Below are 18500 nucleotides of genomic sequence, written 5' to 3'. Positions count from 1 at the left end.
CTGCGCTGCGCTTCGGCCGGGATGACGATTTCAGGAGAGCCGCCACCCCATGCATATCCTCACCACCACCTCCTCCAGCCTCGACGATCTGGTCGAGCCGGTCGATCTCGGCCAGACGCCGGGCGAGATGGTGGTGGTGTCCTTCGCCGACAGCGACCTCGGCGCGCTCGCCGCCGCGATGGCGCAGGCGCCGCAGGGAGGGGCCGGGCTGCCGAGCCTGCGGCTGGCCAATCTGCGCGACCTCCGGCACCCGATGTCGGTCGATCTGTGGGTCGACAAGGTGGGGTCCCGAGCCCGCATCGTGGTGGTGCGGCTGCTCGGCGGGCTCGACTGGTGGCGCTATGGCGTCGACCGGCTGGCGGCCGAGGCGCGGGCGCGCGGCTTCGCGCTCGCGGTGCTGCCGGGCGAGGACCGCGACGACCCTCGCCTTGCCGAGGCCTCGACCCTGGAAGCGGCCGAGTTGGCGGCGCTGCTAGGTTATTTCCGGGCCGGCGGGCCGGCGAATATGGGCGCGCTGCTGCGGGTTCTCGCCGGACATGCAGGCCGGGAGATGGATGCCGCTCCGCCCGCAGCGTTGCCGCTGGCGGGATTTTATGAAGGGGGCGGTGCTTCCCTCCTCACGACCGGGCTTGACCCGGCCACCCAGCCGTCCCGACCGGTCCTCGCGGAAAAACTGGGGCCCCGGGTCAAGCCCGGGGACGAGGGGGGCGCTGAGCGGGCCCGTCCCGCCATCCCCCTTATCTTCTACCGCTCCATGGCGCTGGCGGGCGATACGGCGCCGGTCGACGCACTGTGCGCCGCGCTGGTCGCGCGGGGGCTCGACCCCCGGCCGATCTTCGTCGCCAGCCTCAAGGAGCCGAGCTCCATCGCCTTCCTGAAAGGGGCGCTGGCAGGCATGGAGCCGGCCGTCATCCTCACCCTCACCGCCTTCGCTGCCGCCGATCCCGGGGAGGCGACCGTGCTCGACGGGCCTGACGTGCCGGTGCTGCAGGCGGTGGTCGCCACGACAAGGCGCGAGGCATGGGCGGAGGGCGCGCGTGGGCTCACCAGCGCCGACCTCGCCATGCATGTGGTGCTGCCGGAACTGGATGGGCGGGTAATGGCCGGCGCGCTCTCTTTCAAGGCGCCGGAGGAAACACCCGCCGTGCCGGGCTTCGCGGCGCTGGCGAACCGGCCCGAGCTGGACCGGGTGGAGCAGATCGCCAACCGGGTCGCTGCGCTGGCGCGGCTGCAACGCCTGCCGCGCGCGCAGCGGCGCCTCACCGTGCTGATGCCCGATTATGCCGGTGCCCCCGGCCGCACCGGCTGGGCGGTAGGGCTCGACGTGCCGGCGAGCGTTCTCGCGCTACTGGAGGATTTGAGCGCGGCCGGCTACCGGGTGGAGGGGATACCAGCGGATGCGCGGGGGCTGGTGGAGGTGGTGCAGGGCGGGAATCGGACGCCACCGTCATCCCGGACGGCCAGCGGCCGCTCCGGGATCGCGGCCAGCGCCGAGGCGTCAGGCGATCCTGGCCTTGCGCACGATCCCGGCTCTGCGGCTTCGCCTTCGGCCGGAATGACATATTTTGAGGCCGGCCATGGCGCAGCGCCTGCTTCTCTCGCCCTCGCCGCCTACCGCGCGCACCTCTCCGCCCTTCCGCCCGAGGCGGTGGCGGCGGTTGAGGCGGCGTGGGGCCCGGCGGAGGACGACCCGGATGTGATCGACGGCGCCTTCCGTTTCCGCGCCGCCCGCTTCGGCAATGTTGCCGTGGCGCTGGCGCCGGAGCGTGGTTCGGTTGCCGAGCGGCGGGCGCAGTATCACGACCCCGCGCTTCCGCCGCGTCATGGGCTGCTGGCCTTCGGCCTGTGGCTGCAAGGTGGAGCGGATTCTCTGGTCCATATGGGCGCGCACGGCACGCTGGAATGGCTGCCGGGCAAGCATGTGGCGCTCACCCGTGGCTGCTTCCCCGAGCTTGTGCTCGGCGCCCTGCCGGTGGCTTATCCCTTCATCGTCTCCAATCCCGGCGAGGCGGCGCAGGCGAAGCGGCGGATCGCAGCGGTGACGCTTGGTCATCTCCCGCCCCCGACCGTCGAGGCCGGGCTTGCCGATGAACTGGGCGCGCTGGAGCGTCTGGTGGACGAGTATGCGCAGGCCGACGGGCTCGACCGCCGCCGCCGCGAGCGCCTTGCCCGGTTGATCGTCGAGGAGGCGACCCGCACCGGGCTCGCCCGCGATGCCGGGCTCGACGCCGGGGCGGATGCCGACGAGGCGCTCAAGCAGATCGACGCCTTTCTTTGCGACATCAAGGAGATGCGGCTTAAGGACGGTTTCCATGTCTATGGCCGGGGCGCCTGCGGGGAGGCCGAGCGCGACGGGCTGCTGGCGGCACTGGACGGGCGGCGCGTGGCCGCCGGGCCTGCCGGCGCGCCGGGGCGCGGGCGCACGGACGTGGTGCCGACCGGGCGCAACCTCTTCACCAGCGACCCCCGCGCCCTGCCGACCCCCACCGCCATGGACCTCGGCCGGCTGGCGGCGGAGGAAGTGCTGCGCGCCTATGCGCAAGCACATGGCGACTGGCCGCGCGCGCTGGTGCTCGATCTCTGGGGCAGCGCCACGCTGCGCACCGGCGGCGAGGAAATCGCGCAGGGGCTGGCGCTGATCGGCGCGCGGCCGGTGTGGGACCCCGGTTCGGGCCGCGTCACCGGCATCGAGGTGCTGCCGCCGGCCGCGCTGGGGCGTCCGCGCGTCGATGTCACGTTCCGCATTTCGGGGCTGTTCCGCGACCTGTTTCCGGCGCAGATCGCGCTCATTGACGCCGCTTTGCGCGCGGTGGCGCGGCGCGAGGAAACCGAGGACGAGAACCCGCTGCGGGCGGCGGGCGAGGGCGCGGCCCGCATCTTCGGCACGGCGCCCGGGGCCTATGGGGCCGGGCTGGAGAGGGCCAAGGGCGGCATCGAGCGGGAGGCGCTGGGCGCCGCCTATCTCGCCAGTGCCTCGCACGCCTATGGCGGCCCGGAGGGCATTGCGCGGCAGGCGGAGGGGTTCGCGGCCCGGGTGGCGACGGCGGATTTGCTGGTCCATGGCGCCGACGATCCCGGCCGCGACCTGCTGGAGGGCGATGCCGACCTCGCTTTCCTCGGCGGCTTCGCGGCGGCGGCGGAAATGCTGGGCCGTACGCCGGATATCGTGGTGCTCGACACTTCCGACCCCGCCCGGCCGGTGGCGCGGCCGCTGGAGACGGCGCTCGCCCGCCTTGTGAGGGGCCGCACCAGCCCGCGCTATATTGACGGGCTCAAGCGCCACGGGCCGCGCGGGGCAGCGGAAATCGCCGAGACTGTGGACCGGCTGATCGGCTTTGCGCAGGCGACCCGCGCCGTGCCAGGCCATCTGATCGACGCGCTTCATGCCGCCTATGTCGGCGATGTTCAGATGCGTGATTTCCTTATCGAAGCCTCGCCCGAGGCGGCGCAGTTCGTCGCCGGCCGGCTCAAGGGCGCGCGGGAAAACGGGCTCTGGCACCCGCGCCGCAACGATGTCGCGGCCGATCTCGCCCACCTCGCAGGGGAGGCGGCGGAATGAGTGCTGTCGAGACCCCGAGGCGCGGCGCCTGCCCGAGCCTTCCCGAACCGATGCAAACCGGCGACGGGTTGCTGGCGCGGCTTCAGCCTCTGGCGCCGCTGAACCTCGACCAACTCGCCGGGCTGGCGCGGCTCGCCGCCGAACTCGGCAATGGAATCATCGAGGTGACGGCGCGCGGCAAGCTGCAATTGCGCGGGCTGCGGGCGGAGACAGTGCCGGGCCTTCCTGAGGCGGTGGCGGCGCTCGGCATCGAGGTGCCGCAGGGGTTTCCGGTGGAGGTGAGCGCGCTGGCCGGGCTCGACCCGATGGGCCGTGTTGACCCGCGTCCGCTGGCGCGGGCGATCTCTGATGGTGCCGCCCACCTCGTGCCGCGCCTCGCGCCGAAAGCATCCGTGGTTGTGGATGGCGGGGGGCTCTTCCGGCTCGGCGGGCTGAAGGCGGATATCGCGGTGAGTGCCGGTGCCGGGTGGCATTCGGTCGCGCTGGCGGGCGTGCCGCTGGGAGAGGTGGAACCGGCGCGGGCGGCGGAACTGGTGATCGCGCTGCTGGAGCAACTCGCCGCGCGAGGCACCTCGGCGCGGATGGCGGAACTGGTGGCCGGGGAAGAAATCGAGAATCTTCGCACCGTCTTCGGCCTTGCCCCGCCCGCCGCCACGCCGGATGAAGGCATCGACCCGGTGGGGCGGCATGCGCTGGGCGATGGCCGCTTTGCCTTGGGCGTCGGCCTTGCCTTCGGGCAGGTCGAGGCGAAGGCGCTGGCGGCTTTGGCAGAGGCGGCGGCGCAGGCCGGGGTGCGCCACGCCGAACCCGCCGCCGGCCGGGCGCTGCTGCTGGTCGGGCTCACCACCGAGGCGGCGCGGGGGCTGCGGGAGGTGGCAGCCGGGCTCGGTTTCCTCACCGACGCCACAGACCCGCGCCGGCGCGTCTATGCCTGCGCCGGGCGGCCCGCCTGCGGCTCGGGGCGGATTGCGACGCATGAGCTGGCCGCGGAACTGGCGCCGCTGCTGGATGGGCGCGATCTCCACGTTTCCGGCTGTTCAAAAGGCTGCGCGCACCCCTCAAAGGCAGCGCTGACCATTGTGGGGCTGGACGAGGGGGCGGGTCTCGTGGTCGAAGGCACGCCGCGCGATGTTCCACGGGCGGTGCTGCCGTTCGACGGACTCGCGCGCCACGTGCACGCGCTGATGCAGAAGGATCTGGCCTGAGTGTCCACCCCGTTCGACTATGAGCGCGACGGCAATGCGATCTATGAGCGCTCCTTCGCCATCATCCACGAAGAGGCCGAACTCGGCCGCTTCACGCCCGACGAGGCGGATGTCGCGGTGCGGATGATCCATGCCTGCGGGCTGGTGGAAGCCGCCTTCGCCATTGATTTCGACCCCGGTCTCGTGCGTGCCGCCCGCAACGCCTTGCAAGCGGGTGCGCCGATATTGTGCGACGCGCAGATGGTGGCGCATGGCGTCACCCGCGCCCGCCTGCCGGCGAACAATGAGGTGATCTGCACCCTGCGCGAGCCCGCCGTTCCTGAACTCGCCGAGCGGCTCGGCACCACCCGCTCGGCCGCCGCGCTGGAACTGTGGCGCGATCATATGGAAGGCGCCGTCATCGCCATCGGCAATGCGCCGACCGCCCTTTTTCGCCTGTTGGAAATGCTGGACGCCGGCGCGCCGAAGCCGGCGGCGATTCTGGGTATCCCCGTGGGCTTTGTCGGTGCGGCGGAATCCAAGGACGCGCTGGCGCTCGGCGAGCATGGCGTGCCCTGGCTGGTGGTGCGTGGCAGGCTGGGCGGCAGCGCCATGACGGCGGCGGCGGTGAACGCGCTGGCGAGACCGGGTCTATGAGCGTGACCTCGTGTGGGCGGCTGATCGGCGTCGGCGTCGGGCCGGGCGACCCGGAACTGATCACGCTGAAGGCGGTGCGGGCGCTGGGGCAAGCGGATGTGGTCGCCTATTTCGCCAAGCTCGGCAATGGCAGCCATGCCCGCGCCATCGCCCACGCCCATTTTCGCATCGGGGCGGAAGAACTGCCGCTCGGCTACCCCGTCACAACCGAAATGCCGAAGGACGAGGCGCCCTATCGCACGGCGATCACGGGCTTTTATGAGGCGGCGGCGCAGGCGGTGGCGGCCCATCTCGACGCCGGGCGCACAGTTGCTGTGCTCTCCGAGGGCGACCCGCTGTTCTATGGCTCCTACATGCATTTGCATGTCCGCCTTGCCCATCGCTACCCCACCGAGGTCATCGCCGGCGTCACCGGCATGTCCGGCTGCTGGTCGCAGGCCGGCACCCCGATAGCGCAAGGCGACGACGTGCTGTGCGTGCTGCCGGGCACGCTGCCGGAGGAGGAACTGGCGCGGCGGCTCACCGGGGCGGATGCTGCTGTCATCATGAAGGTCGGGCGCAATTTGCCGAAGATACGCCGGGCGCTGGCGGTTGCCGGACGGCTGGAGCGGGCGCTCTATGTCGAGCGTGGCACGATGAGTGGCAGCCTATGCGAGCGGCTGGCGACGCGGGGGGACGGCCCCGCGCCCTATTTCGCCATCGTGCTAGTGCCGGGCTGGGAGACGCGCTGATGGCCAAGGGCAAACTGTTCATCGTTGGCCTCGGGCCGGGCGAGGCGCGCTACCTCATTCCGGAGGCTAGCGACGCGCTCAGCGAGGCCGAAGCGCTTTATGGCTACCAGCCCTATCTGGAGCGCATTCCCGCGCGCGAGGGGCAGGCGCGACACCCCTCCGACAACCGCGAGGAACTGGTGCGCGCTGGCGCGGCGCTGGCCCATGCGGCTGGCGGCGCCCGGGTGGCGATGGTCTCGGGCGGCGATCCCGGCGTGTTCGCCATGGCGGCGGCGGTGATCGAGGCGATCGAGGCCGGGCCGGCGGAATGGCGCGCGCTCGATCTTGTCATCGTGCCGGGTATCACCGCCATGCTGGCCGTGGCGGCCAAATGCGGCGCCCCGCTGGGGCATGATTTCTGCGCCATCTCGCTCTCCGACAATCTCAAGCCCTGGGAGGTGATCGAGAAGCGGCTGCGGCTGGCGGCGCAGGCGGGCTTCGCCATGGCCTTCTACAACCCGGTGTCGAAAGCTCGCCCGCACCAGCTCGACACCGCCTTCGACATATTGCGCGCCGAGCTGCCGGTCGGGGTGCCTGTCATCTTCGGGCGCGCGGTGGGCCGGCCGGACGAACGCATGCGGGTGGTGCCGCTCGGCCATGCGCGTGGGCACATGGCTGACATGGCGACCTGCATCATCGTCGGCTCGCCGGAGACGCGGCTGGTCGAGCGCCCCGGCCTGCCGGCGCTGGTCTACACCCCGCGCCGCGCCGGGGACGAGTGATGCCGGGTGGGTGTGCGCCCGCTAATGCCGCGTCAGGTCCGGGCTTGGCCCGGTCTTCTGCGCCGTTGGCCCTTCCGCCGCCAAAGTCGTGGCGCCCTGGGTCGAACCCGGGAATGACGGCGAGCGGGCGGGCGGGGCTGGCGAGGACCGGACGGCTAAAGGGCGGGGCGGAGCGTTTCCAGCCAGTCCAGCACCTCGCCGACGCTTGCCACGGTCTCGACCTCGGGCCGGACCGGGCGGGCGACCATCACGACCTCGATGCCGAGCACGCGGGCGGCGGTGATCTTGCCATAGGTCGCCGCACCGCCGCTGTTCTTGGAAAGGATGGCGTCGATGCGGTGGGCGGCGAGCAGGGCCCGCTCGTCTTCTTCCGCGAACGGGCCGCGCGCTTCGATATAGCTCGCCTGCGGCACATCGAGCGGCGGCTCGACAGGGTCGATGCTGCGCACGAGATAGTGGTGCTGCGGTGCTGCCTCCAGCGCCCGGACCTCATTGCGGCCGAGCGCCACCAGCACCCGGCGCGGGGCGGGGCCGAGTTTTTCCACGGCCTCGGGAAGAGTGGCGGCCTGCGTCCAGAGGTCGCCGGGCTCGCATTGCCATTGCGGGCGCAGCAGAGCGAGCAACGGCACGCCGGCGCTCTGCGCGGCCTGCGCCGCGTTGCGCGAGATGATCGCGGCGAAGGGATGGGTGGCGTCGACCAGCGCGTCGATGCGCTCCGCCTTGAGATGCGCCGCGAGGCCGGCCGCGCCGCCGAAGCCACCGGAGCGGGTGGGGGCGGGCGAGGGCAGCGGGTTGCGCGTGCGCCCGGCAAGCGACAGGCTGACGTCGAATCCCCTACGCGCGGCGAGGGCCGCCGCGAGTTCGCGTGCCTCGGCCGTGCCGCCGAGGATGAGCAGGCGCGGGGCGCCGGTTTCCCGGATCGAGAAGGGTGTGGTCATGCCCGGCAGTGAAACCATCGCGCCAAAGCCGTCAACTACCGCGCGGGCCGAGGCGTGCTGGCTCACCCTCGTCGGCATCGGTGAGGACGGGCTCGACGGCCTTGCCCCGGTCGCGCGCGGGGCGGTGGAGGCGGCGGAGATCGTGTTCGGCGGCGCCCGGCATCTGGCGTTGGCCGGCGCGGCGGTGAGGGGCGAGGCGCACGCATGGCCGAGCCCGTTCGCGCGCGGGATCGAGCAGGTGCTTGCCCTGCGTGGTCGGCGGGTCTGCGTGCTGGCCTCCGGCGACCCGTTCCTGCATGGCGTCGGCGCCACGCTGGCGCGGCAGGTGCCGGCGGGTGAGATGCGCGCCTTTCCCGCCCCTTCAGCCTTCAGTCTCGCCTGCGCCCGCCTCGGCTGGCCGCTGGCGGAGGTGACGTGCCTGACCGTCCACGGCCGTTCGCTGGACCTCGTGCGGGCGCATCTGCACCCCGGCCGGCGGCTGCTGGTGCTGACCTCCGACGGCGCCGGGCCGAGCGGGATCGCCCGGCTGCTGGCGGCAAGCGGCTTCGGCAGCTCGGTGCTGACCGTGCTGGAAGCGCTGGGCGGCCCGTGCGAGCGGGTGCGGGCGACGCGGGCGGAAGGCTTCGCCCTGACGGATATCGACCCGCTGAACCTCCTTGCCATCGAGGTGGCGGCGGGGCCCGGCGCGTGGATCATTCCCCGCGCGCCGGGTCTGCCCGACGAATTGTTCGAGCATGACGGACAACTCACCAAGCGCGAAATCCGCGCGGTGACGCTCTCCGCTCTGGCGCCGCGCCGGGGCGAACTCTTGTGGGACATCGGCGCCGGGGCAGGCTCGGTCGGTATCGAATGGATGCTGGCCGATCCCTCGCTCACCGCCATCGGCATCGAGGAACGGCCCGAACGGGCAGTGCGGGCGCGGCTCAATGCCTGTGCGCTCGGCGTGCCGGGGCTGGAGATTATCGAAGGTCAGGCGCCCGGCGCGCTAGCCGGCCTTCCCGCCCCCGATGCCATTTTCATCGGGGGCGGGGCGAGCGAGCCCGGCGTGCTGGAGGCGGCGGTGGCCGCGCTCAGGCCCGGCGGCCGGCTGGTCGCCAACGCGGTGACGCTGGAGACAGAGGCGCTGCTGATCGCCCGCCATGGCGCGCAGGGCGGCGATCTCGTGCGCCTTTCCATCGCGCGGGCGGTGCCGGTCGGCGGGCTCACCGGCTGGCGGCCGGCGATGCCGGTGACGCAGTGGACATGGACCAAGCCGGGGGGCGGCGCATGATTGTCGCCGGCATCGGCAGCCGACGCGGCGTCACCTCCGAAGAGGTGTGCGCCGCCATGCGCGGGGCGATGGAGCGCCATGGCGTGAAGCTGTGCGACATTTCGCTGATGGCGACCCCGGCGGCCAAGGGCAGCGAGGCCGGCATAATCAAGGCGGCGCTCGATCTCGGGCTGCTGCTGGTGATGGTGCCGCAGCGCCAGCTTGAAGCAGCGGGCACGCGGGCGATGACCCATTCCGAGCGCGTGGTTGCTCTGATGGGCGTGCCCTCGGTCGCCGAGGCCTCGGCGCTGGCGGTGGCGGGCCGGCGCTCGGCGCTGATCGGGCCGCGCTTCGTTCTGGGGCCCGTGACCTGCGCCTTCGCGCGGGAGGCAGAGAAGGAGGCGCAGACATCGTGACGGTGCATTTCATCGGCGCCGGGCCGGGCGCGGCGGATTTGATGACGCTACGCGGGCGCGACCTCATCGCCCGCTGCCCGGTGTGCCTCTATGCCGGCTCGCTGGTGCCGCCGGATGTGCTGGCGTGGTGCCCGCCGGGCGCGCGCCTCGTTGATACCGCGCCGCTCTCGCTCGACGAGATCGAGGCGGAGTTCGTCGCGGCGCACGCGGCCAGGCTCGACGTGGCGCGGCTGCACTCGGGTGACCTGTCGATTTATTCGGCGGTGGCCGAGCAAATTCGGCGGCTGGAAAAGCACGGCATCGCCTATACGCTCACCCCCGGTGTGCCGGCCTTTGCGGCCGCCAGCGCCGTGCTGGGGCGCGAATTCACCGTGCCCGGGCTGGCGCAGAGCCTCGTCATCACCCGGGTTTCCGGCCGCGCCTCGGCCATGCCGGCGGGGGAGACGCTGGCCGCCTTCGGCGCCACGGGGGCGACGCTCGCCATCCACCTCGCCATTCACGCGCTGGAACAGGTGGTGGCGGAGCTTTCGCCGCTCTATGGCAGCGACTGCCCGGTGGCGGTGGTAGTGGAGGCGTCGCGCCCGGATGAGCGGGTGATCTCAGGCACGCTGGGCGACATCGTCGCGAAGGTCGCGGCCGAGCCTGTAGAGCGCACCGCGCTTATTCTGGTCGGGCGGACGCTGGCGCCGGAGCATTTTCGCGAAAGCGCGCTTTATGACGCGAGCTATCAGCGACGGTTCAGGGGGCGGGAATGAGGGGGCACCTACCGGGCATCCTTCGAGGCTCGCTGCGCGCGCACTTGAGGATGACGTTGCTCTTCAAGAACTCCGTCATCCTGAGGTGCCCGGGCACGGCCCGGGCCTCGAAGGATGCTAACGCCGAGCGCTGCCCATGACCGCCCGCGCGTTCATCATCGCCGCCCCTCGCTCGGGCTCGGGCAAGACCACGGTGACGCTCGGCGTGGCGGCGGCGCTGCACGCGCGCGGAGTGCGGGTGCGGGCGGTGAAATCCGGGCCCGACTATATCGACCCCGCCTTCCATGCCGCCGCCACCGGCGAGCCGGGGCTGAACCTCGATAGTTTCGCCATGCCGCCCGTTCTCATCGACGCGCTGGCGGCGCAGGCGGGGGCGCAGGCCGACATCGTGCTCATCGAGGCGTCGATGGGCCTCTTCGACGGCATCGAGGGCGAGGCCGGGCGCAGCGGCGCGGCGGCCGACCTCGCCGCCCGGCTGGGCCTGCCGGTGGTGTTGGTGCTCGACATTTCCGGCCAGTCGCAATCCGCCGCCGCCGTGGTGCGGGGATTCGCCACGCACGACCCGCGCGTGCGGATCGCCGGTGTCATCCTCAACCAGGTGGCCAGCGAGCGGCACCGGGCGCAGGCGAGCGCCGCCATTGCGGGCCTGGGCATCCAGATATTGGGCAGTCTGCCGCGCGATGGGGCGGTGCGCCTGCCGGAGCGGCATCTCGGCCTCGTGCAGGCGGGCGAGCATCCCGCGCTCGCGGCGCAGCTCGCCGCGCTCGCGGAGCGGGCGGAAAAGCATATCGACCTCGACGCACTCCTCGCGCTGGGGGCGCCGCTGCCCGCGTCCGGCCCGGCGCCGGTGGCGCTGGTGCCGCCCGGCCAGCGTATCGCGCTGGCGCAGGATGTGGCGTTTTCCTTCGCCTATGAGCATGTCGTCGCCGGCTGGCGGCGGGCGGGGGCGGAAATCCTGCCCTTCTCGCCGCTGGCGAATGAGGCGCCTGACGCCGATGCCGATATTTGCTGGCTGCCCGGCGGCTACCCCGAGCTGCACGGGGAAACGCTCGCGCACGCCTCCCGCTTCCTCGACGGGCTGCGGGAATTCGCCCAGACCCGGCCGGTGCATGGCGAATGCGGGGGCTTCATGGTGCTGGGCCAGTCGATCGAGGATGCGGAAGGGCGGGTGCATCCGATGCTCGGGCTGCTCGGCCATGCCACCAGCTTCGCCAAACGCCGGCTCAATCTCGGCTACCGCCAGGCGGTGACGCTTCATGCCTCGCCGCTGGGGCCGGCGGGGACAAGGCTGCGCGGCCATGAATTCCATTATGCCAGCGTCACACAAGCCGGCGACGATGCGCCGCTGGTCGAACTGAGCGATGGTCAGGGTAAGGGGATGGGACCTTCGGGCAGACGCCGGGGGCTGGTCTCGGGAACCTTCTTCCACGTCATCGCCACGGACGGCCACGCAAGCGGAGCAGAGCCATGAACGCCTTTCGCAGACTTCTGGTGTTTCTCGCCGGCCTGATGGGCGCGGCGGGCGTGGCGGCGGCGGCAGCGGGCGCGCATATGACTGCCGCGCCGAATTTGACCACGGCCGCCACCTTCCTCATGCTGGGGGCGAGCGCCGTGGTGGGAGGCTGCGCGCTGGCCGTGGTGCGCGGGCCGGGCTGGTCCTTCGCCAGCGTCGGGGCCGGTGTCATCGCGCTGGGCACGGTGCTGTTCAGCGGTACGCTGGCGCTTCGGGCGCTCTGGGACATCGTGGTATTTCCTATGGCCGCACCCATCGGCGGGACTATGCTCATCCTCGGATGGCTTGTGCTCGCCCTGGCCGCCATTGAGCGGGAACCTCGCGCCGGTTGAGTTGGCCAAAAGGTTGCATCCGGCAACGGTGAGATCAGCGGCTTCCCGTTCCACAGGGAAGGCAAGCCGCAACGGGAGCACACACTGCACATGTCAGTCGAGGTTGATGAGAAGATGCTGGACACGCCGGAGACACCCGCCCGCCCGATTTCCGCGCAGGGTGACGAGGTCGCCAAGTTCCGTGCGGCGGTCATCTCCAAGCTCACCTATGCGGTGGGCAAGAACCCGGCGGCCGCGAGCGATCGCGACTGGTTCCTTGCTACCGCCTTCGCCACGCGCGACCGCATCGTCGACCGCTGGATCACCTCCACGCGCCAGACTTATTCGGAAGGCCGCAAGCGAGTTTATTACCTCTCGCTGGAATTCCTCATCGGCCGGCTGCTGTTCGACGCGCTGACCAATATCGAGATGCTGGAGACGGCGCGCTCGGCACTGGGCGATCTCGGCGTCGATCTCGACCGACTGCGGCAGGTGGAGCCGGACGCGGCGCTGGGCAATGGCGGCCTTGGTCGCCTCGCCGCCTGTTTCATGGACAGCATGGCGACGCTCTCCATCGCCGCCTATGGCTACGGCATCCGCTACGAGAACGGCCTGTTCCGCCAGATGATCAAGAATGGCTGGCAGCAGGAATATCCCGAGGACTGGCTGTCCTTCGGCAACCCTTGGGAATTCGAGCGCCCCGAGGTCTATTACGACATCGGCTTCGGCGGCTCGGTCGAGGCGATCGCCACCAGCAGCGACCGCAAGAAGCAGGTCTGGCACCCCGCCGAGACGGTGGAGGCGGTGGCTTATGACACGCCGATCGTCGGCTGGCGCGGGCGGCATGTGAACACGCTCCGCCTGTGGTCCGCCCGCGCGGCCGATCCGATCCGGCTCGACGCCTTCAACCAGGGTGACCATGTCGGCGCGCTGGTCAACCAGGTGAAGGCCGAGGCGATCTCCAAGGTGCTCTACCCCTCCGACGCCACCCCGGCGGGGCAGGAGCTGCGGCTGCGACAGGAATATTTCTTCACCGCCGCCTCGCTCCACGACCTGATTCGCCGCCACGTCGACAGCTTCGGCGATGTGCGCTCGCTGCCGGACAAGGTGGCGATCCAGCTCAACGACACCCATCCCGCCATCGCCGTCGCCGAACTGATGCGGGTGCTGGTCGACGAGAACGACATCGAGTGGGACGAGGCGTTCGACATCACGGTGCGGACCATCTCCTACACCAACCACACCCTGCTGCCGGAGGCGCTGGAGACCTGGCCGGTGCCGCTGATGGAGAGGGTTCTGCCGCGCCACATGCAGATCATCTACCAGCTCAACGCCAAGCATCTGGAGCGGGTGCGGACCGAGTTCCCCGGCGACGACGCGCTGCTCGGCGCGGTGTCGCTGATCCAGGAAGACCACGGCAGACGCGTGCGGATGGGCAATCTCGCCTTTCTCGGCTCGCACTCCATCAACGGCGTGGCCGGGCTGCACAGCGAGCTGATGACCACCACGGTCTTCAAGGATTTCTACCGTCTGTTCCCCGAGCGGATGAACAACAAGACCAACGGCATCACCTTCCGCCGCTGGCTCTACCAGGCCAATCCCGGCCTTACCAATCTGCTCGTGGAAGTGTGCGGGCCGGGCGTGCTGGACGACGCCTCCCAGCTCACCAAGCTGGAAGCGATGGCCGAGGATACCGCGCTGCAGGACCGCTTCATGGCGGTGCGCCGGCAGAACAAGGTGGCGCTCGCCCGGCTCATCCGAGACCGGCTCGACATCAAGGTCAATCCCGGCGCGCTGTTCGACGTGCAGATCAAGCGCATCCACGAATACAAGCGCCAGCTGCTGAACGTGCTGGAGACCATCGCGCTCTATGACGCGATGCGCGCCAACCCGACGAAAAACTGGGCGCCGCGGGTGAAGATCTTCTCCGGCAAGGCGGCCGCGAGCTACCAGATGGCCAAGCTGACCATCAAGCTGGCCAATGACGTGGCCAAAGTGGTCAATGACGACCCCACCGTGCGCGACCTGCTGAAGGTGGTGTTCCTGCCAAACTACAATGTGAGCCTTGCCGAGGTGGTGATCCCGGCGGCGGACCTGTCGGAGCAGATCTCCACCGCCGGCATGGAGGCCTCCGGCACCGGCAACATGAAGATGGCGCTCAACGGCGCGCTCACCATCGGCACGCTCGACGGCGCCAATGTCGAGATCAAGCAGCATGTCGGCGACGACAACATCTTCATCTTCGGCCTGACCGCCGCCGAGGTCGAGCAGCGCCGCGCCGCCGGTGTCGACGAGGCCGGCGCGATCCGCAACTCGCAGCATCTCGGCGAAGTGCTCGACGCGGTCGGCTCCGGCGTGTTCTCGCCGGACGAGCCGGACCGCTTCAAGCCGCTGGTCGACGCCCTGCGCTACCACGACTACTTCCTGGTCACGACCGATTTCGACGCCTATTGGGACGCCCAGCGGCAGGTCGACGCGCGCTGGAACAGCCGGCCGGCGTGGTGGAAGTCGAGCATCATCAACACCGCCAATATGGGCTGGTTCTCCTCGGACCGAACCATTTCCGAATATGCCAAGGATATCTGGAACGTCCCGGTGCGGACGCTCCGCTGACGGGAGGCGGGCCGCCGGCTTGATTGCCGGCGGCCTCGTTCCATTTGCCGGCTTTTCTCCAATGGCCTCAGCCCGTCGCGAGCGGCATTTTGCCGAGGCACGGGCTGTTCCCGTTCGCCCGCGCCTTGCTGGTAGGGCGGCATTTACCTGATGCCGCGTTATGTGGCTGCGACGTGTGGACTTTGTGCTGGCGGTAGAGGAACCTTCACTGTGCACGGGGCTTGTCCCCGGTGTTTAAGGCTCAGGAAGGGTTGGCAGTGATGCATCCGTGGCAGGCGCCCGAAGGCGAGGTCGACGCTCTCGTCGCAGGCCGTCATCACGACCCGTTCTCGCTGCTCGGCCCGCATGTGACGCCGCAAGGTCTGGTCCTGCGCGCCTTCGTTCCTGATGCGCGGACGCTGGAGGCCATGGAGCCGGACGGCACGGCGATCGCCGTGCTGCAACTTCGCCACGGCGCCGGTTTCTTCGAGGGGCTGGTGCCCGGCCGCCCGGCCTGGGCCCGCTACCGGCTTCGCGCCCGCAACGAGGGTGGCGAGTGGCTGATCGACGACCCCTATTCCTTCGCGCCCGTACTCGGCCCGCTCGACGACCATCTGCTGGTCGAGGGTACCCACCGCACGCTCTATGAGCGACTTGGTGCCCATCCCGATTCCCATGAGGGCATCGACGGGGTGCGCTTCGCCGTCTGGGCGCCGAACGCCGCGCGGGTCTCGGTGGTCGGGGATTTCAACCAGTGGGACGGGCGCCGCCACCAGATGCGCAAGCGCGTCGACAGCGGGCTGTGGGAAATGTTCGCGCCCGGCGTCGGCGAGGGCACGATCTACAAATATGAGATCGTCGCCGCCGACGGAAGGCTGCTGCCGCTGAAGGCCGATCCGTTCGGCTTCGCCGGCGAGTACCGGCCGGCGACCGGCTCGATTGTGGCGCGCACCGATAATTTCGCGTGGAGCGATGCCGACCACATCGCCTCCCGCGCCGAGGGCGAGGCGCGCCGCAAGCCGATGAGCACCTATGAGGTGCATCTGGGCTCGTGGCGGCGCGGCGAGGAAAACCGCTTCCTTACCTATGACGAGCTGGCCGACCAGCTGATTCCCTATGTGCAGTGGATGGGCTTCACCCATATCGAGTTGCTGCCGATTTCCGAACACCCGCTGGACGCCTCCTGGGGCTACCAGCCAATCGGCCTGTTCGCGCCGACCAGCCGTTTTGGCGAACCGGCCGGCTTCGCGCGCTTTGTCGACAAGGCGCATCAGGCGGGACTTTCGGTGATCCTCGACTGGGTGCCCGCGCATTTCCCTACCGACATTCACGGGCTGTCGCATTTCGACGGCGGGCCGCTCTACGAGCATTCCGACCCGCAGCGCGGCTTCCACCCGGACTGGAATACGGCGATCTACGATTTCGGCCGGCGCGAAGTGGCCAATATGCTGATCGCCAACGCGCTGTATTGGCTCGACCGTTTCCATGTCGACGGGCTGCGCGTCGATGCGGTGGCCTCGATGCTCTATCTCGATTATTCGCGCAAGCACGGGGAATGGTCGCCCAACCCCGATGGCTCCAACGACAACAAGGACGCGGTGTCGTTCCTGCGCCGGGCCAACGAGATCATCTATGCCGAGCATCCCGGCACGGTGGTGATCGCCGAGGAATCCACGTCCTGGGCCGGCGTTTCCCAGCCGGTGTTCGCCGGCGGGCTGGGCTTCGGCTTCAAGTGGAACATGGGCTGGATGCACGACACGCTCGACTATCTGTCGACCGAGCCGATCTACCGCCCCTGGCACCACAACAAGCTGACGTTTGGCTTCACCTATCTCTACTCGGAAAATTTCGTGCTGCCGATCTCGCATGACGAGGTCGTGCACGGAAAGGGCACCGTGCTCACCCGCATGCCGGGCGACGACTGGCAGCGCTTCGCCAATATGCGCGCCGGCTACGGCATGATGTGGGCCTATCCCGGCAAGAAGCTGCTGTTCATGGGCCAGGAATTCGCCCAGCGCGGCGAATGGAGCGAGGAGCGCTCGCTCGACTGGCACCTGGTCGGCATGGGTCCGCACCATCGCGGCATGCAGCTTCTGGTGCGCGACCTCAACCTCGTCTACCGCGAGATGCCGGCTTTGCACACCCGGGACTGCGAGCCGGAGGGATTCAGCTGGATCGTCGTCGACGATGCCAGCCAGTCAGTGTTCGCCTGGGCCCGCTATGGCGACGGGGACGACGCCCCTGTGGTGATGGTGGCGAACCTTACCCCCGTTCCGCGCACCGACTACCGCGTCGGCTTCCCGCGCACCGGGCGCTGGCGCGAGATTCTGAACACTGATGCCGCGCTCTATGGCGGTTCGGGCATGGGCAATCTCGGCGAGGTGACGGCGGTCGACGCGCCGGCGCACGGGCTTGCAGCCAGCGCGTCGCTTGTGCTGCCGCCGCTCGCCACGCTCTATTTCAAATGGGAACCGGAAAGCCGCACCGACACGGCCGATGGACCAAAGCAGAACCAGAACTGAGGGAGACGACGCGACATGGCACGGCCGACCCTACCGAACGCACCACTGGCCCGCTCCGCGATGGCGTATGTTCTCGCCGGTGGCCGTGGCAGCCGCCTGATGGAGTTGACCGACCGGCGCGCCAAGCCGGCGGTCTATTTCGGCGGCAAGTCGCGGATCATCGACTTCACGCTTTCCAACGCCATCAATTCCGGCATCCGCCGCATCGGCGTCGCCACCCAGTATCAGGCGCACAGCCTGATCCGGCACATGCAGCGCGGGTGGAACTTCCTACGCCACGAGCGCAATGAGAGCTTCGACGTGCTGCCGGCCAGCCAGCGCGTCTCGGAAACCATGTGGTATCTGGGGACGGCTGACGCGGTGTATCAGAACCTCGACATCATCGAGGCCTATGACACCCGCCACATCATCATCCTGGCCGGCGACCATGTGTACAAGCAGGATTACGAGATCATGCTCCAGCAGCATGTCGACACGGGCGCCGACGTGACGGTGGGCTGCCTGGAAGTGGCGCGGGAGGAGGCGAGCGCCTTCGGCGTCATGCATGTCGACGAGAAGGACCGCATCATCTCCTTCCTGGAAAAGCCGAAGGACCCGCCGGCGATGCCCGGCCGGCCGGACAAGGCGCTGGCCTCGATGGGCATCTATGTCTTCGAGACCAAGTTCCTGATCGACCAGCTGCGCCGCGATGCCGCCGACCCGCTGTCGACGCATGATTTCGGCAAGGACATCATTCCCTACATCGTCAAGAACGGCACCGCCTCGGCGCATCATTTCTCGCGCTCCTGCGTGCGCTCCGACCAGGAGACGGCGCCCTATTGGCGGGATGTGGGAACGGTGGACGCCTATTGGGAGGCCAATATCGACCTCACCGGCGTGGTTCCCGAGCTCGACCTCTACGATCGCGACTGGCCGATCTGGACCTATGCCGAGATCACACCGCCGGCCAAGTTTGTGCATGATGACGAGGGGCGGCGTGGTCTGGCGACCTCCTCGCTGGTTTCGGGCGGCTGCATCATCTCCGGCTCCTCGCTGCGCCGGGCGCTGCTGTTCACCGGCGTGCGGATCAACTCCTACGGGGCTATCGAGAACGGCGTGATTCTGCCTTACGTCGAGATCGGCCGCTCGGCCCGGTTGAAGAACGTGGTGATCGATTCGCATGTCCGCATCCCCGATGGGCTCGTCGTCGGCGAGGACCCGGAGCTGGACGCCAAGCGCTTCCGGCGGACGGAAAAGGGCATCTGCCTCATCACCCAGACGATGATCGACAAGCTGGCGCTGTAAGGCGCGGACGGTCGTCGTCCGCTCATTT

General features: G+C 69.7%; 14 protein-coding genes. 13 read left to right on the top strand and 1 reads right to left on the bottom strand.

Features of this window, described 5'->3' with window-relative positions; all coding sequences use genetic code 11:
• Positions 1 to 49: 49 nt before the first annotated feature.
• The 5 genes from cobN to EV667_RS15235 are packed head-to-tail and all read left to right on the top strand — an operon-like array spanning position 50 to position 6892.
• Positions 50 to 3559 (top strand): cobaltochelatase subunit CobN, encoded by a 3510-nt coding sequence (gene cobN / locus EV667_RS15255; protein ID WP_131836145.1) that lies wholly within the window; start codon positions 50 to 52, stop codon positions 3557 to 3559.
• A complete protein-coding gene (gene cobG / locus EV667_RS15250) occupies positions 3556 to 4764 on the top strand; it encodes a precorrin-3B synthase (protein WP_131836144.1) in 1209 nt (402 codons plus the stop codon). Before cobN ends, cobG begins: the two co-directional genes overlap by 4 nt.
• Positions 4765 to 5400 (top strand): precorrin-8X methylmutase, encoded by a 636-nt coding sequence (locus EV667_RS15245; protein ID WP_131836143.1) that lies wholly within the window; start codon positions 4765 to 4767, stop codon positions 5398 to 5400.
• The gene (locus tag EV667_RS15240; protein WP_131836142.1) at positions 5397 to 6131 is read left to right on the top strand and encodes a precorrin-2 C(20)-methyltransferase; all 735 of its coding nucleotides are present in this window, start codon (positions 5397 to 5399) and stop codon (positions 6129 to 6131) included. The genes EV667_RS15245 and EV667_RS15240 overlap by 4 nt, the downstream gene beginning before the upstream one ends.
• A complete protein-coding gene (locus EV667_RS15235; protein ID WP_131836141.1) occupies positions 6131 to 6892 on the top strand; it encodes a precorrin-3B C(17)-methyltransferase in 762 nt (253 codons plus the stop codon). Before EV667_RS15240 ends, EV667_RS15235 begins: the two co-directional genes overlap by 1 nt.
• Positions 6893 to 7047: 155 nt before the next feature.
• Here the strand turns inward: EV667_RS15235 and EV667_RS15230 are convergent, their stop codons facing one another.
• Positions 7048 to 7830, bottom strand: a complete 783-nt coding sequence (locus tag EV667_RS15230; RefSeq protein WP_131836140.1) for a cobalt-precorrin-6A reductase — start codon at positions 7828 to 7830, stop codon at positions 7048 to 7050.
• On the opposite strand from EV667_RS15230, the gene cbiE reads away from it, so the two are divergent.
• The 8 genes from cbiE to glgC all read left to right on the top strand — a co-directional run bounded on the left by cbiE (position 7829) and on the right by glgC (position 18472).
• A complete protein-coding gene (cbiE, locus tag EV667_RS15225) occupies positions 7829 to 9100 on the top strand; it encodes a precorrin-6y C5,15-methyltransferase (decarboxylating) subunit CbiE (RefSeq protein ID WP_131836139.1) in 1272 nt (423 codons plus the stop codon). The two genes, EV667_RS15230 and cbiE, sit on opposite strands and share 2 nt — an antisense overlap.
• Positions 9097 to 9495, top strand: a complete 399-nt coding sequence (locus EV667_RS15220) for a cobalamin biosynthesis protein (protein ID WP_091435872.1) — start codon at positions 9097 to 9099, stop codon at positions 9493 to 9495. The genes cbiE and EV667_RS15220 overlap by 4 nt, the downstream gene beginning before the upstream one ends.
• Positions 9492 to 10250 (top strand): precorrin-4 C(11)-methyltransferase, encoded by a 759-nt coding sequence (cobM, locus tag EV667_RS15215; RefSeq protein ID WP_131836138.1) that lies wholly within the window; start codon positions 9492 to 9494, stop codon positions 10248 to 10250. Before EV667_RS15220 ends, cobM begins: the two co-directional genes overlap by 4 nt.
• 136 nt (positions 10251 to 10386) lie before the next feature.
• Positions 10387 to 11721 carry a cobyrinic acid a,c-diamide synthase CobB gene (locus EV667_RS15210; RefSeq protein ID WP_131836137.1) on the top strand — a complete coding sequence of 445 codons (1335 nt, stop codon included), beginning with the start codon at positions 10387 to 10389 and terminating at the stop codon, positions 11719 to 11721.
• Positions 11718 to 12095, top strand: a complete 378-nt coding sequence (locus EV667_RS15205; RefSeq protein ID WP_131836136.1) for a DUF423 domain-containing protein — start codon at positions 11718 to 11720, stop codon at positions 12093 to 12095. Before EV667_RS15210 ends, EV667_RS15205 begins: the two co-directional genes overlap by 4 nt.
• Positions 12096 to 12185: 90 nt before the next feature.
• Positions 12186 to 14687 (top strand): glycogen/starch/alpha-glucan phosphorylase, encoded by a 2502-nt coding sequence (locus EV667_RS15200; RefSeq protein ID WP_131836135.1) that lies wholly within the window; start codon positions 12186 to 12188, stop codon positions 14685 to 14687.
• A 260-nt stretch (positions 14688 to 14947) separates the two neighbouring features.
• Positions 14948 to 17188, top strand: a complete 2241-nt coding sequence (gene glgB / locus EV667_RS15195) for a 1,4-alpha-glucan branching protein GlgB (RefSeq protein ID WP_131836374.1) — start codon at positions 14948 to 14950, stop codon at positions 17186 to 17188.
• 15 nt (positions 17189 to 17203) lie between these two features.
• The gene (gene glgC / locus EV667_RS15190) at positions 17204 to 18472 is read left to right on the top strand and encodes a glucose-1-phosphate adenylyltransferase (RefSeq protein ID WP_131836134.1); all 1269 of its coding nucleotides are present in this window, start codon (positions 17204 to 17206) and stop codon (positions 18470 to 18472) included.
• The last annotated feature ends 28 nt before the right edge of the window (positions 18473 to 18500 follow it).

Origin of the sequence: Ancylobacter aquaticus (assembly GCF_004339465.1) — a bacterium.
GTDB lineage: Bacteria > Pseudomonadota > Alphaproteobacteria > Rhizobiales > Xanthobacteraceae > Ancylobacter > Ancylobacter aquaticus.
Note: the sequence above shows the minus strand (reverse complement) of the source record. Positions and strands in the feature narration are given on the sequence as shown.